General features: G+C 41.3%; 14 protein-coding genes and 3 pseudogenes. 12 read left to right on the top strand and 5 right to left on the bottom strand.

Annotated elements, in window-relative coordinates; all coding sequences use genetic code 11:
- From HWQ38_RS13480 to HWQ38_RS13450, 7 genes and pseudogenes are all read left to right on the top strand, one after another.
- A pseudogene (locus HWQ38_RS13480) lies at nt 1-245 on the top strand (hypothetical protein); the annotation flags it as partial.
- Between the two features lie 10 nt (nt 246-255).
- Complete coding sequence (locus tag HWQ38_RS13475) at nt 256-546, top strand: hypothetical protein (RefSeq protein ID WP_292794221.1); 291 nt, start codon at nt 256-258, stop codon at nt 544-546.
- 261 nt (nt 547-807) lie between these two features.
- Nucleotides 808-1,086 (top strand): hypothetical protein, encoded by a 279-nt coding sequence (locus HWQ38_RS13470; protein ID WP_292794219.1) that lies wholly within the window; start codon nt 808-810, stop codon nt 1,084-1,086.
- Nucleotides 1,087-1,200: 114 nt separating this feature from the next.
- Nucleotides 1,201-1,392: a hypothetical protein gene (locus HWQ38_RS13465; protein ID WP_292794217.1), complete on the top strand. Its 192-nt coding sequence runs from the start codon at nt 1,201-1,203 to the stop codon at nt 1,390-1,392.
- A gap of 172 nt (nt 1,393-1,564) precedes the next feature.
- Nucleotides 1,565-1,888, top strand: coding sequence for a hypothetical protein (locus HWQ38_RS13460; protein ID WP_292794215.1), 324 nt, complete (start codon nt 1,565-1,567; stop codon nt 1,886-1,888).
- A complete protein-coding gene (locus tag HWQ38_RS13455) occupies nt 1,849-2,031 on the top strand; it encodes a hypothetical protein (RefSeq protein ID WP_292794213.1) in 183 nt (60 codons plus the stop codon). The genes HWQ38_RS13460 and HWQ38_RS13455 overlap by 40 nt, the downstream gene beginning before the upstream one ends.
- A 56-nt stretch (nt 2,032-2,087) precedes the next feature.
- Nucleotides 2,088-3,156 (top strand): ISKra4 family transposase gene (locus HWQ38_RS13450; RefSeq protein WP_292794210.1). Its coding sequence is split into 2 segments (ribosomal slippage): nt 2,088-2,245 and nt 2,244-3,156, totalling 1,071 coding nucleotides; the frame shifts between segments, so codons are not numbered across the junction.
- A 57-nt stretch (nt 3,157-3,213) separates the two neighbouring features.
- Here HWQ38_RS13450 and HWQ38_RS13445 read toward each other — a convergent pair.
- Nucleotides 3,214-3,942, bottom strand: a complete 729-nt coding sequence (locus tag HWQ38_RS13445; protein ID WP_292794208.1) for a 2OG-Fe(II) oxygenase family protein — start codon at nt 3,940-3,942, stop codon at nt 3,214-3,216.
- A 267-nt stretch (nt 3,943-4,209) separates the two neighbouring features.
- Between HWQ38_RS13445 and modD the strand changes: the two genes are divergently transcribed.
- Complete coding sequence (gene modD / locus HWQ38_RS13440; RefSeq protein ID WP_292794205.1) at nt 4,210-5,061, top strand: ModD protein; 852 nt, start codon at nt 4,210-4,212, stop codon at nt 5,059-5,061.
- A 394-nt stretch (nt 5,062-5,455) separates the two neighbouring features.
- On the opposite strand, the pseudogene HWQ38_RS13435 reads toward modD, so the two are convergent.
- Both HWQ38_RS13435 and HWQ38_RS13430 read right to left on the bottom strand, forming a co-directional pair.
- Nucleotides 5,456-5,794: pseudogene (locus HWQ38_RS13435) on the bottom strand (ISLre2 family transposase); the annotation flags it as partial.
- Nucleotides 5,795-6,358: 564 nt separating this feature from the next.
- Nucleotides 6,359-6,997: pseudogene (locus tag HWQ38_RS13430) on the bottom strand (IS5 family transposase); the annotation flags it as partial.
- Nucleotides 6,998-7,046: 49 nt separating this feature from the next.
- Between HWQ38_RS13430 and HWQ38_RS13425 the strand changes: the two are divergent.
- The gene (locus HWQ38_RS13425) at nt 7,047-7,538 is read left to right on the top strand and encodes an iron ABC transporter permease (protein WP_292794202.1); all 492 of its coding nucleotides are present in this window, start codon (nt 7,047-7,049) and stop codon (nt 7,536-7,538) included.
- Entirely contained in the window at nt 7,538-8,569 is a 1,032-nt protein-coding gene (locus tag HWQ38_RS13420) for an iron ABC transporter permease (protein WP_292794223.1), read from the top strand. The genes HWQ38_RS13425 and HWQ38_RS13420 overlap by 1 nt, the downstream gene beginning before the upstream one ends.
- A gap of 225 nt (nt 8,570-8,794) precedes the next feature.
- Here the strand turns inward: HWQ38_RS13420 and HWQ38_RS13415 are convergent, their stop codons facing one another.
- The gene (locus HWQ38_RS13415; RefSeq protein WP_292794199.1) at nt 8,795-9,631 is read right to left on the bottom strand and encodes a phytanoyl-CoA dioxygenase family protein; all 837 of its coding nucleotides are present in this window, start codon (nt 9,629-9,631) and stop codon (nt 8,795-8,797) included.
- A gap of 344 nt (nt 9,632-9,975) precedes the next feature.
- Here HWQ38_RS13415 and HWQ38_RS13410 point away from each other — a divergent pair, with 344 nt between their 5' ends.
- Both HWQ38_RS13410 and HWQ38_RS13405 read left to right on the top strand, forming a co-directional pair.
- Nucleotides 9,976-12,690: a TonB-dependent siderophore receptor gene (locus HWQ38_RS13410; RefSeq protein WP_292794196.1), complete on the top strand. Its 2,715-nt coding sequence runs from the start codon at nt 9,976-9,978 to the stop codon at nt 12,688-12,690.
- Nucleotides 12,678-13,709: an iron-siderophore ABC transporter substrate-binding protein gene (locus HWQ38_RS13405; protein WP_292794194.1), complete on the top strand. Its 1,032-nt coding sequence runs from the start codon at nt 12,678-12,680 to the stop codon at nt 13,707-13,709. The genes HWQ38_RS13410 and HWQ38_RS13405 overlap by 13 nt, the downstream gene beginning before the upstream one ends.
- 46 nt (nt 13,710-13,755) lie before the next feature.
- On the opposite strand, the gene HWQ38_RS13400 is transcribed toward HWQ38_RS13405, so the two are convergent.
- A complete protein-coding gene (locus HWQ38_RS13400; protein ID WP_292794191.1) occupies nt 13,756-14,592 on the bottom strand; it encodes an iron-siderophore ABC transporter substrate-binding protein in 837 nt (278 codons plus the stop codon).
- Between the last annotated feature and the right edge of the window lie 273 nt (nt 14,593-14,865).

Raw genomic sequence — 14,865 nt, 5'->3', positions numbered from 1 at the left:
CTTCTTTAAAAGATTGGTATGAAAAATACTTGAAGAAAGTGGTGAATCTGACACTTGATGCCAAGCACCAGGGCGATGAAATCTGGGCGATTGGTGGAGGCTGCCTCTTACCAGGATTTAAGAAGCTGTTGGAGAAAAACGGCTTCAAAATCCTGGACAATCCCGTAGAAGCCAATGTCTCTGGGCTTTTAGAGATGGCAAAAACCATGACCAGCAAGAACCCAACTACTACATCTGGAAAGTAAAGTTATTACAATGGCAGATAAAAAAGACTTAGCACCGGAAAAAGTTCGCCTCAAAGATAATTACCGAGAGCGCATATTTGCAGAATCCCAAAAACTAGATAAAAGCTACCTGGACACGCTTTACTTTATAGTTGATTGCTATTTTGTTTTCATCAAGGCTGGATTACCTGCACAACAAATAGCAAACACCCCGATTAATACTGAGTCAAACCAACTCACGTCTTGGACTCCAACTCCATTTGCACAGGAGAAAGAAGAAGATTCTTCAGGTGAAACATTCAGCCTTGATTTTGATTTGTAACCGTCAAAGGAAGTTGGCAACGCTAAAGAAGGAGAATTAGCCTTATACCATTTCTTTGTGAGGCTGCGCCAAATTTTCTTTCTTTGTTTCTTTGTGTCCTTCTCTACGAGACGCTGCGCGTAGCTTGCTTCCACGAAGTGGTATCCGCCCTTTGCGGTTCGTTCCTCATATAGTTTGGCGCATCTTCATGCAGAATTGGTATTAAGGGTGGTAAGCATAGTAAACCGTTTCTCAGTCCAAATAATTCTCAAGGGTAGGAGTATGAAATCAGAAGCATTAGAGCTATGTTATCAAGAGTTTAAAAATAATTCCGTGAGGTTTTTGTCAGCAATCGCAATTGAGCCTGGATATTTTCAAAGTTTTGAAGAGATAGTGCAAGCTGTCTCGCTTGAAAGCGCTATCCCATATAAAGATTTAGCATCTTATAAAAAGGACTTTCTTCGTAGCTGGGATGAGGCTTATGGCAAAGCTTGTGCTGAGGCTGACCGACGAAAAAATGGGGAAAGTCCTAACTTGAACTGGTTTGATAAGCTTGGCTGAAGCCAAAATATTTCTCGGAGTGCTTTAAATCCTTGGACAGGAAATCAATCATGATTATTGATACATTAATTTTAGTAGTTTTAAGTATCAAGTGACGAAAAAGGAATTTGAACAATGCTAATATTTTTAGGGAATTTAGTAGCACGAATCAGAAAATCTAATTGCCATCCTGATGATACTCATGTATTAGAAATAAGGTTTTTTGATAATCCAAGTTTTAATTTAGGGCATGATTACTGTGGCACTTTTCAAGATTGCATTAGAGAAGCTATAGCAAGTTTTAAAGATTTAGCTAGATTTAGTTAATTAAAACAAAAAGGGAATTAGGTCAAGCGGGAGACGCGATTGACTCAATTTGCAGCGATTTGGACAAGCACCCGCAAACACGAGGTCATGGGGCAATAGAGTTGTCTATGGGACTAAGATTAAGTGGGAACCTTTCAAGTGAAGAAGTAGCTAAATTTATTGAAGGTATCTTATGAACAACAAAAAATCAAACATCAAAACTTATGGTATCTGGGATATTGAGTGGGAAGACGGCCGAAATTATGCCAAAGGGCAAGTTGCAACTCCACACTGTTTTGTGCTTGTTTATTCTGAAAAAGGTGAAAGATCCTACACTTATTTAAGATTTATTTGGAATGGGATTGAGTATTACAGGGGAATTGCCAAAAGCTATTCACAACCGTATTTGGTAACATTAGCTAGAAGATACGCAGAAGAAATTGTAATTAAATCCGAACAATCTAATTTAGAAACATTATGGAACAAGCCAAAATTGAATCACGAGTTAAGGAATTAGACGCGAATTTAGAGTTAACTTCTGGGGAAATTTTTGATACTGTTTGCGGTGAATTTGGACTTGATATTACTTCTTTGGAATCAGAATTGGGCTGCAAGTGTCCGTTGGGAGCATCCCAGTTTTTATTCTTCCAAAAAAAGTAAATAAAACATGAGAAGGTAAAGGAATAATCCACGGGATCGTGTTAATGGGAGCCGTCATGACTGAAGAAGAAAACCAACTTTTAATCGAACACGCTCGTGCGATCGCTAAAATACTCTACAAAGACGCTCCAATTGAGGAACTAACAAGCTTAGGGAAAATTGAACAAGTAGTACGCAGTCAAATGCAGGAACATATAATGCCAGAAGTAGGTGTTTTTTATCGAAAATGTCACAGGAGAAAACACAGGACACAGACGAGAAATAAAAAGTATCATTGGAAAACTACTAGTTACAAGTTCTCAAGCACAAAAGCTAGAACTCAAACCACATAGCCAATTAAGCCCATATTTAGAGGCATGTTGTTTAAGAGCGAGCGCTTCAGTATCATACCAACGTGCAGCAGAAGATGTAAAATATGCAACAGGGATAGAAGTCTCCAAAAGCGTTCAACAACGACTGGTACATCATCAAAATTTTGAATTACCAGAAGTACAGTCAACTGTTGAGGAATTGAGTGTTGATGGAGGAAATATCCGGATTCGTACACCAATTGGCAAACCATGTGACTGGAAAGGTTACAAAGCTGTCCGCTTACACGACTTACAAGCAATGGCGGCTTCATTTCAAGAAAATAATCTCGTAATTGATTGGGTCAACAACCAACCCTTGGCTCCAATTCTTACATGTCTTGGGGACGGACATGATGGTATTTGGAATATAGTTCGGGAGTTCAAACCAGAACTTGAGCGACGCGAAATACTTGATTGGTTCCATCTGATGGAGAATCTCCATAAAGTTGGCGGTTCGATGCAAAGAATAAATACCGTCAAAGGGCTGCTCTGGAAAGGGAAAGTTGATGATGCGCTCGCTATCTTCGCTAACTGCAAGCTCAAACAAGCAGAGAACTTTTGTGCCTACCTTGAGAAACATCGACACCGTATAATCAATTATCAGTATTATCAAGCTGAAGAAATTTGTTCTATTGGCTCTGGCGCTATTGAATCTACCGTGAAACAGATTGACCGTCGAACTAAAATTTCCGGCGCACAATGGAATATTGATAACGTTCCTCAAGTCCTTGCTCACCGTTGCGCCTATCTTAATGGATTAATCTTTGCTCGCTAAATAAAAAGTGGGATGCTCCCATCGCCTTTTGCGTAGGGATTGGATTTTTACTATCGACTAAGCACCTGCATCGAGATTGTGAAAAAAAGCAATCCTGAGAGCCAATCGGCACTGTAGTGCAGTCGATGCTACTGGAGTTACCATATGCCAGGAATTATCTGAGCGCACAATCACAGCCGAAAACTGGTTCAGTGGTGCAATATCTTGGAAGACAGATTCTGGTTTTTCGTCCAAGAGAATTCGCAAACAACCACCCCAATCCATAGGCCATTGTTCATTGAAAAATAGCAAATGAGTCAAAGCTTTCGATGGTTCATCAGTATGAGGGCGATGACAGTGACCTAGATTATATCGACGAAACCCAATCACCATTGCACAGTCTTTCAATTCCACCCCAGACATCTGTGTTAAGGCTTGACGGTAAGAAGGTGTCCACAGTTCTTCTATCATTTGTCGCCAAATACTGCTGAGATTACCAAGATTAGAAGATAATCTTCCTTGTGCAATGCGATCGCGCCAACGATCTGACAACTCAGGACTGGCGCGATGGCTACGCCCGCCGCAGGCATCGCAAAATTTGTACATCAAAGCAATATCCTCATTACTAGCAAGCATATCACTCCAAAGATACCCATATCCTTCCCCCGTTGATAAGCGAAACTGTTCCTGGGGAAAGCTGGCAGCAAGTTCCAAGCTAGCTGCTTTGGGCAACAAATTCTCTATCACAGCATAACTATATGGAACTGATTGCATTCTTGTATGAGCAATGGCATCTAAATTTAGCATTCTCAATCTTCTTTGGATTATGTTTGTAATTTACACTATCTGTATGATTGCTAAATTCAAACTTAATATTATAAGTCAATAGTTTCCAATTTCAGCATTTAACTAATTTTGGCGACTGAGGTATATATTCTTTCTTAACAAAGTTATTTTGTTACCAACTATTTGGGAGAATAGTAGTAATTATTACAATTCCTACAACTGAATGAGATTAGGTTGAGTGGGAATCTTGATTGAGCTATTTATTTGTCAGCTGATCATAAAACTAAAATGAGTGTTTTCTTCTCAGATGAGGCGATCGCTAAGTTAATTCAGGAAGATGTTCCCTACCTAGATTTGACAACCTACGGACTTGGTATTGGGAAGCAACCTGGTGAAATCGAGTTTTCTACCCGTCATCCGATGACCATTTGCGCTACTGAAGAAGCAGCCAGAGTATTAAAATATTGTGGTGCCGAAGTTCATTATCAAGTCGAAAGTGGTACAGTCTGCCAGGAAAAGCAATTAATTCTTCAAGCTAGTGGCACAGCAATCGCTTTGCACAGTGGCTGGAGAGTTGCTTTAAATTTGATGGAATACGCCTCTGGCATTGCTTCGCGTACAAGAGTATTAGTAGATACTGCTAAAACAGTAAATCAGTCTGTTTCTATCGTGACTACTCGTAAATGTTTTCCAGGTACTAGAGCGCTTTCCATCAAAGCAGTTCTAGCTGGCGGGGGCTTTTTTCATCGCTTAGGATTATCTGAAACAGTTCTGATTTTTAACCAACACCTGATATTCCTGGGAGGTATAGTTGGACTAATTGAGCGCATGAATGAACTGCGACGACAGTTTCCAGAACAACGTATTTGCGTTGAAGTAGATACAGCAAAAGATGCTTGGATGGCTGTTCAAGCAGGTGTAGATTTAATTCAGTTTGATAAAATTCCCCTACCAGACCTTGAGACTCTAGTTTTGAAGTTGAAGCAGCAATATCCAAACTTAAAACTAGCAGCTGCTGGTGGTATTACCTCTGAAAATATAAAGGATTATGCTAGCACTGGTGTAGATATTTTAGTGACAAGTTCACCGTACTTTGGTAAACCGTGCGATATTGCAGTCAAAATGACGATGGCACAGTAGTGCATTCTTATATTTAGTTTGATACTTAAGATTGCAGTTGTTAAGACGCAGGAGTTGAGATACTCCTGCTGGAACAACACTAGGATCACCAATAGCCACTTGACGCACTTTTAATAGGTCTTGACATAACAATGATTATCATTTTCATTAACTGTATATTTTATTTTCTGGAAGTCCCGTCGAAGACGCTATGCATAGCTTGCTTCCACGTTCGCGTAGCGTCCTCTAGGGAAGCGGTACGGGATCTTGCTACATTTCAGAACAGTATTTGGGTAAAAATTCGTATTTCCTTCTGCAACGGCAGTCTCCACAATTCGGAAAAGCGTTCTATTAACAAGTCGGCAAAGCGGCCTAGCAGACTATTTCCCTGTTGTAACGACTGCGTATAAAATTTTTAAGCACTGCACCTATTAAGGAAAGAATTAAAAATAGAGTTACAAAAATTGTCCCAACTTCCAGCTATCCATTGACATCGCAGATGTAACATAATCTCTGAGTTATTTTGAAGCCAAAACTTACTGTTACCCTTCATACGAAGATTAACAGCCTGACGAATTAAACTTTCAACTGCTCCGCTACCAAGCGGTAGCTGATGTGCCGCGACTAATTGATAGTTTAATAGCCGCCTGCGGTAAGCTTTGAGAATGTAATTACGCTCTCGCACCAAAATTTTACAACGCTCTCCAGTTGCTGTTGAAATAAATTCACTCATATCTCTCATTAAATCGAGAGCATTGCTTAACCACTACAATATCTTTTCTTAATGTAGTGAATTTATGTAAAATTAACCACATTTCCATAACGAAAGTTTACAATATAATTACTGAAACTAATCTAGTTACAACCAACAGGCTTTGGTTCGACCCATGACTGATAATAAACTGCCTTGGGAGTTCTAAGTGCTGTGGCAACGGTTCTACCACTGTCAAGACCAATACCATTACCATTTCCATTTCCAGTCCCACTGCCATTAGCAGTAATACTGTGCCCCTATTTTACCTTTTTAGGCTGTCATTTTTACCAATTTAACTGGTATACTTTCTGGAAACTATACAATTAATGACAATTTGCTATATCTGCTACATATTAACTTGAGCTATGTATCCTTGATAAAAAACACAATAGTCAAAATTTTCAGTAACAAGGCTACAAGGTTTGAAATATCGCCATGAAATTCAAACTCAAATTTACCTAAGCATTTAAATTATCCATGAACATACATATTTTTCGTCCACAAAAACACTACATTCGTATTTTCAGCTTAGAGGGTGTTTGAAAAGTTTTTAGGGGTCAAATTTTATCCTAGCCGCCTCACCATAATACGGATCATAGCAAGGTAGATAAAGGTTTCTGAAGTTTCGGGTAATAACTCATAATCTCTGGTCAATCGCCGATACCCCATCAGCCAACCGAAAGTGCGCTCGACCACCCAACGTTTTTTGAGTAACACAAAGCCCTTAGTTTGTTCTGGTCGCAGAACCACCTGCACAATCCATCGGCAAAAGTTCATTACCCACTGCATGAAAGGCTCACCATCAAAGCCGCCATCTACCCAAATGGTTGTCAAGCGAAATACCTGATCTTGAGACTGCTTAACTCTTTTGAGAACTTGCTTACCTCCTTCACGCTCACCGACACTTGCTGCGGTAACCAAGACTCGCAAAACTAACCCCAAGGTATCGACCGTCATAAATCGTTTGCGGCCCTTGATTTTCTTGCCTGCATCAAAGCCTACGGATTGACTTACCATCGCGGCACTTTTCACACTTTGACTGTCGATAATCGCCTCCGACGGACTTGGATGGCGCTCCTGTTCAATCCGAATCCAGTCTCGCAGACTATCATGAATTGTCAACCACGTCCCATCTTTGCGCCAATTGCGAAAATAGGTGTACACTGTCTGCCACACAGGAAAATCACCGGGTAAGGCTCGCCATTGGACTCTTACTGCCTTGCTATCTTCAATTACCACAGGTGTACTGATTTTGAGTGAGCGCACTCTTGAAGAAGTCCGCTTCTGGCTAGCAGGTTCTCTAGCCGGACGAGACTTCAATCTATTCCTGACTGTGCTGCCCTGGATGATAGTGGGGTTATTAACAGCTTTTGCCTTGAGTAGACAGATTAATGTTCTTAGTTTAGGAGAATCAGTAGCCACAGGCTTAGGTCAGCAAACAGGTTGGATCAAGTTGGCAACAGCATCAAGCGTTGTCATATTAGCGGGAAGTGCTGTAGCACTAGCAGGGCCTATCGGCTTTGTCGGTCTGGTAATTCCCCATCTAGCGCGGGGAGTGATGGGTGTTGATTATCGTTGGGTATTACCTTGTGCGGCTGTGTTTGGTGCAAATTTACTAGTATGGGCAGATTTAGCAGCCCGTTGGTTAATTAGACCCCAAGAATTGCCTGTTGGCGTTATGACAGCGCTTTTGGGAGCGCCATTTTTGTTGTACCTAGTGCGTTGGCGGGTAAAAAGAGGATGATAACAATTCAAAATTTAATACTCGGCAAGGAGTCTGTAACTAGAGTATTGTTGGTAGTGCTATTAATAACCCTCGCTGTTTTGGGAATGAGTCTCAGTTTAGGAGATTATCCTGTCTTACCAGTAGACATAGTAAAAGCTGTTCTGAGTTTACCTACACTTGATCCAGAATCTCCCTTTGTTGTTGTTACTTTGCGTTTACCGAGAGTATTAATCTCGTGGTTGGTAGGAGTAGGCTTGGCAGTTGCTGGTGCAATTTTACAAGGATTGACACGTAATCCTTTAGCTGACCCTGGCATCGTTGGGGTAAATGCAGGTGCAGCCTTTGCAGCCGTTACCTTAATTGTATTATTTCCGACTGTACCCACGATGTATTTGCCCCTAGTGGCCTTTGGTGGTGCTTTTGTTGTGGCCTGTCTTATCTATTTGCTAGCTGGTACGGGGGAAAAATCACCTCTACGTTTAGTGTTGGTGGGAGTAGCACTCGCGGCAATTATGGGAGCTTTTACGACTTTGATGTTGACTTTCGGTCAAATCAATGATGTCAGTAGAGCGCTGGTGTGGCTTGCGGGTAGTGTTGCTGGTAAAAGTTGGGAACAAGTCTGGCAACTGCTACCTTGGATAGTTATCTTCGTTCCCTTGGCGTTACTGTTGGCGCGTGAACTTGATACTCTGCAACTAGGTGATGCAATAGCTAAAGGACTTGGTAGCCGAGTCACATGGCAGAGGAGCAAATTATTGTTGGTAAGTGTGGCGCTGGCGGGATCGAGTGTGGCGATCGCCGGTACAATTGGCTTCGTTGGCTTAATGGCTCCCCATGTGGCACGTAAACTTGTAGGGTCAATACATCAAAACTTACTACCAGTTGCCGCTTTAATCGGAGGATTATTGGTAGCAGCAGCAGATTTTTTGGGTAGGACTTTATTTTCTCCAACAGAATTACCTTGTGGTTTGGTGACTGCTGCTTTAGCCTGGATTTCTCACAAGCTTTGCGATCGCTATTACCAAACCTTTATCAGGCTTAGATTTTGAGCGTTTTAGACACTGCACGAATCACAACAGTATGTGAACGGCGTATTTTATCTCAAGTCTAAGTGGCATAAGCGTTTTGGGCTACTCGTTTAAACCTTTGTGAGAAATCCGGGTTTAGGAGCGCCTTATTTTATCTATTTAATGTATCAAAAAAGGCGGCGATGAAAAGTTAAATAGTGAGATTGGCAAGTTCCTTTAAATACAGTAAGGTTGCTCTTTTGTCAGCTAGTTAGCTGGTGATAACTGCCTTTTGTCGTGCTGCGAACCAAAATACTCAGAGTAGGAGTAGCTGCGAACCGACCGCGTATGCCATTCGGTGACAATAGCCTTGCGCGTGAGCGATGGATTGGGTGCAGGCATAGTGCCATGAATTATGTTTGGATCGAACAGCACCAGATCACCCTTATTAATTGAGAACGGAACTCTTGGTAGTCCTTGTGTGAGGGAAATCGTCTTCTCACAAACCACCTTCCAAATAGCTCGGTTTTCTAGAAATGCACTCTCTGAATCATTTGGCGACGGTGAGCCAAGCAGATCAAAAATCTCAGGATGGCTGTTGAGAACTTCGTCATAAATACGAATCCGCTCGTTGTTGTGCGTTCCAGGTATCACATAAAACATTCCGCAGTCTGGATCAATGTCTTCGAGCGCACACCATGCACGACAGACTTGCTCTGGTGGGTCGCGGAACAACATCACTGTGTCCGAGTGTGGTTCGCGGCCTCTCTCCCATAAACTTGTAGAGCCGTATTTCAGTACCGCCTGTTCTCCAAAAAGGGCATTTAAATACCGACGAAGTGTCGGATCGTTTCTCAGATTCTTTGTGGGTTCATGGTTATCATCTAAGGCAAGTAGCTCCTCCCCAAAGGCTTTTTCATTTTTCAATGGGTCTTTTCTCCAAGGAAAATTCTGATAAATGCCATGTCGGCGTTGAATTTCCTCACAAGTTGCTACATGAGCATCAATTAGTTCTAAAGGCAGAATCTTTTCAAGTACCACATAACCCTGCTGCCGATAGTGGTCGATCCAGGAGCTATTCGCTTCCTCACAGTTCATTACCATACTTCTCACCAAAATTAGTTTAAAAGTCTAATTGAGATTTAGAGATAGTTAAATTTCTCACCTTAGCTTAAATGAAAATCGTAAAAGATAATACCACTTCATAAATATTTACCAAAATAGTTGGTTAAGATGCTGTTACAGATCACATCAGTAGCGATCGCATTTATTTCTAATTTGTCAAGGTTTTATCACCAAAAATGTTGGTAGTTAGGATCAATAGTTGGTATTGTATTAGGATTCTTGTTGCTAAAAGATAAAGGCTCATTGCTGAGGCGATCGCCATATCTTTGCATGTTTTGTGGTGTGCTGACTCAAAAGCAAATAGCAAATTGTGAGGGGTGATAGTGGCTTTGGAAAAACTTTCTATCTTGTTTTGGCAGTGTCTTTTATTAACTGCCTCAATAGTAACGTATACTAATCCTGTTCTAAGCCAGGAGACAGCAAATGCAACCTCTAAGCAACCGTCACTCCAACAGACAGCAGCTAATCAAGTTGAACTCAGTCATGAGATTTTGAACCTGAGCGATGTACAATCTGCTCTTACCAGCGCTATATACTTATTAAGGACACCCAGGAATCAAAACTCATTAAGGACACCCCGTCAGCAAAACTCTGTCCGCGAACTTAGCCAAGCCACAACCCCTGTGGTGTCGGTAACAGATGTGAAAGTAAATACCACAAATAAAGGAATAGAGGTAATTTTAGTCACGCTCAGTTCTGAGAAATTGTCCGTTTCTGGAAAAACTGAAGGTAATTCCTACGTTGCAGAGATCAAGAATGCCCAGTTGCAATTGAGTAGTGGGAAGAGTTTCCGACAAGAGAAACCAGCAGTAGGTATTGCCAATGTAATAGTTGCACCTGTGGATGGCAATACACTGCGGTTAACAGTGACTGGAGAAACAGCAGTACCAGTAGTGGAATTGTTTGATAGTCAGACTGAGGGGTTGGTATTTGGAGTAACTCCTACTGCAACAACTGCACAACAACCAACACCGTCACAGCAGACAAAGCCAGAGAACCAACCAGACATAGAATTAGAAGTGACTGCTCCACCAGACACGGATTATCGCGTGCCTGATTCTACTACAGGAACGAGAACTTTTACGCTGAACCGAGATATTCCCCAAACGGTTCAAGTTGTCCCAAGAGCAGTGATTGACGACCAAGCAGATAAGCGTGTTGGCGATGTCCTGAAAAATTTTGGGATAGGTCAGAACTCGGAACCAAGTCGCCTAGGCGAGAGTGTGATTATTCGCGGTTTCGATGTTGAGGCTTCAAATAGTCTCAGAGATGGTTTGAGAGATAACCTCACTAGTTTTATTGGCACTCCATTTCAAAATGACCTTGCCAACATAGAACGGATAGAAGTGCTTAAAGGACCAGCTTCAGTGCTTTACGGGAATGGCTCGCCCGGAGGTGTGTATAATTTAGTGACTAAACAGCCCTTGAGTACACCCTACTACTCAATAGAGGGTAATGTCGGTAGTTATAGCTTATATAAATCTTCCATAGACTTCACAGGTTCTGTGACGACTGATAAAAAGCTGTTGTATCGCTTCAATGCTGATTACGAAAATTCCGGCAGCTATATTAATCATGTATACGCAGAGCGGACTTTTTTTGCACCCGTTATTAGTTGGCAACCGAATCGTGACACAAAGTTGACTGTATCCGGGGAGTATCTCAGTTCACGACAATTGGAATTATCTCCTGTAGGTTTACCCGCAATTGGAACAGTATTACCAAATCCAAATGGCAAGATTTCTCCTAACATTTATCTAGGAGATCCGACGCAAGACAGAGAGAAGGTGACAGAAGGTCGAGTTGGATACAACTTTGAGCATAGTTTTAGTGATAAGTGGTCTTTGTACAACAGCTTGAGCTATGCCTTTGTAGAGCGACCTTATACTAACGATGTCACACCAACGAGTTTACAGGCAGACAATCGTACTGTCAATCGCTTTGAGCAGATTTGGGGTGCCACTAGCGTCAGCAACCTTTCTCAAGATACTCATGTGGTGGGTAAGTTCAACACTGGTTCTATAGAACACCAATTGCTCATCGGTGTTGATTGGTATCAACGGATAGTTTCACCCTACAAGTGGGTATTACGAACTTTTCCGGCGCTTGATATTTACAATCCAGTTTATGGAGAGATACCAGGAGATATTTTCGCCAGTCGCAAAAATAAGGAGAGACTCGATCAATTAGGAGTTTATTTTCAAGACCAATTAGCTCTCACACATAACCTAAAGTTGGTGTTGGGTGGACGCGGGGACTTTGTGGATGAAAAGACGATCGCCACAACCTTGAACAACCCCACAAGTGTTAGTGAGCAATCCAACTCCGCATTTAGCCCACGCTTGGGCATTGTCTATCAACCGATTCCACCAGTTTCACTCTACGCTAGCTACAGTCGCTCTTTCGATCAAGTTGTGGGTATAAGTACCAACGGCAAAGCCTTTGAACCTACCCGTGGCACTCAGTATGAAGTTGGAGTTAAAACCGACTTACTCAATAATAAGCTCTCAGCTACACTCGCTTTGTACCAACTCACCCAGAGTAATATTACAACGACAGACCCCAACGATCCCACCTTTGCTATCCAAGTTGGTGAGCAGAGAAGTAGAGGTATTGAGCTATTTTTCACCGGCGAACTTGCCCCAGGATGGAATATTATTGCTGCTTACAACTATACTGATGGTCGTGTAACTCGTGACAACACTTTTAAAGTCGGAAGTTTACTTGCTAATACTCCAGAAAACAGCGCTTCTTTATGGACAACTTATATTATTCCTAAAGGTGAATTGCAAGGGGTCGGAGGCGGCTTGGGTGTGTTCTATTTTGGGGACAGAGAAGGTGATTTAACTAACACATACACTTTACCGAGTTATGTTCGCACCGATGCTGCTCTATACTACCGCCACAACCACTTCCAAGCAGCACTAAATTTCCGAAATTTGTTTGACGTTCTTTATTATGAAGGCGCTTACAATATTAATCGCGTTTTTCGAGGTGAACCTTTCGAGGTAGAGGCGACTTTAAAGTGGCAATTATAAAAGTAACTATCATGCGGAAGCGGTTATTTATAATAACATTGTTGCTACTTTTATTGTTGTATGGTTGTAACTTATGGACATTCCCAAATAACAAAGGTTATCTATTAACTAAATCACTCGACCAAATGGATGTGCGTGTAGTTAAACATGTCATGGGTGAAACTATGGTTCCTGCCCATCCACAACGGGTTGCAGTTTTGGTTCCCGCTTTAGTAGAACCTACTTTTGCTTTAGGAGTCAAGCCCATTGCTGCCCCAAAAGATGCTGTAGATAACTTGCAGCAATTAGTGGGCAAGCTTAAAGGTATTGAAGATATTGGTTTTGAATCACCTAATCTGGAGAAACTTTTGCGAATCAAGCCAGACTTAATTTTAGGCTTAAGTTCCCATCAAGACATCTACAGTCTATTGTCTCACATTGCGCCTACAGTTTTAGGTACTTTTGACCCAAATGCACCGTGGAAAGGGTTCTTAGATTTTACTGCTGAAGCCTTGGGAAAAACTGATTTAGCGCAGCAGTTAATGACAAACTATTATAGACGTTTAGCACAGTTAAGAGCTTCTATGAGTCAGCGTCGATTAACTACAGTCGTATCAGTAACCGAATTGCGTAGTGATGGGCTTTTCCTACCTGAAGCTGCAAGTTTTGAAGGAGAAGTTTTCCGCGATGCTGGTATTCAACGTCCGCCAAATCAGTTACTCAGTTTTGAAACGAGCATCCGCTTGCGCTTAGGAGGACGCTATGCTTTTCTTCCCATATCTGAGGAACTTTTGCATGAAGTTGATGGAGATATTCTATTTCTAGTTAAAGATTGGCCAGCAGCAAGTCCAAATCTTAACTTAATACAACAGCATTTGCTGGCATCTCCACTATGGCATAAGTTAAAGGTTGTACAGCGCTCAAAGGTCTACGAAGTTGGCTCTTACTGGCGTGGTATGGGTCCAATCTCCGCAAACCGAATCATAGATGATTTAGTCCAATATTTAACAAAATCAATTAAACAAACTACCACACAATAACTGTACTGTAGTCAATGCTAATTTGTTTAAATTAACAAAAACTTAATCAATTGTTCTCCACTAAATACTTAAACACATCATCTAGCACAAGATTCGCAGATAAATAATGACCAATCAGCCAATATTGCCCCACTACATGAACTTTACCTTGCTTGACTACATTAAGTTTTGACCATAAAGGTTGTGCTGTCAACTGTTGAATTGCCAGCTTTGCATCGTCGGGTTGAGAAAAGTTAGAAGTTACAACAAATAAAACATCTGCATCTATCAAACTCAAAAGTTCAGGGGATATAAAGTACCAACTAGTATTACCAAATATCTTAGTAAAATCTGGTACAGCACTCGGTTTTTGGGAGAGTGGACGGTCTAAACCAAGCTCCTGTAAGATTAAACCAGAAAACGAGTTTTCAGTGCGGATAATTATCCTACCTGGAAAAATATGTACAACGGATACCTGAGTGTGTTTGAGTTTTTCGCCCATGCTTGCTTTGAATTGGGCTATTCGTGCATTGTAGAGCGCTGCTATTTGTTTTGCTTTTTGTGTTTGACCTAATGCTTCTGCTAGTTGCATAAATAATCTTTTCCAGTCTGCTACATCTTTGGTAACTTGGTATACAACAGTAGGCGCAATATGCGACCAGAAATTGTAAGTCTCTAGGAAACCGAAATCAATGCTTATGATCAAATCGGGCTTCACAGAAAGAACCTTCTCGAACTTAGGTGGTAAGCCAATGTCTACAGCATCAGAACGCCGCCATGATGCTGGTATTTCTTTTTGAGGATAGCCGAACAGTTTTACTCCCAAGCTAATAGCTACTTCCGTAGATTGGGGATCTAGAGAAATAATCTTTTGGGGGTGTAGGGGAACAGCTGTTTCACCCATTGTATGTTTGACTATGTGAACATCTGCTTGAGATGGTGATTTAGGTAACGGGCTATATGAATATGAAAATAAACTGCAAGCACACAATGACAAAAGGCAAAAAACAGAAAGAGTGCGGATAAGCATAACTATTGGTAGTAGTCGCTAACTATATAATTGATAATTGTCAATATTCAATGCTCAATCAAAATTTCCATTCCAATGTCACAGTTGCAGTAAATGAACTATCAATATTTATTGCAGTGGAGGGGCATGGTATTAGACTATAAACCT

Source organism: Nostoc sp. NMS7 (assembly GCF_017115085.1).
Classification (GTDB): domain Bacteria; phylum Cyanobacteriota; class Cyanobacteriia; order Cyanobacteriales; family Nostocaceae; genus Nostoc.
The sequence above is the reverse complement of the archived record's forward strand: the minus strand, read 5'-3'. Positions and strand labels throughout refer to the sequence as shown.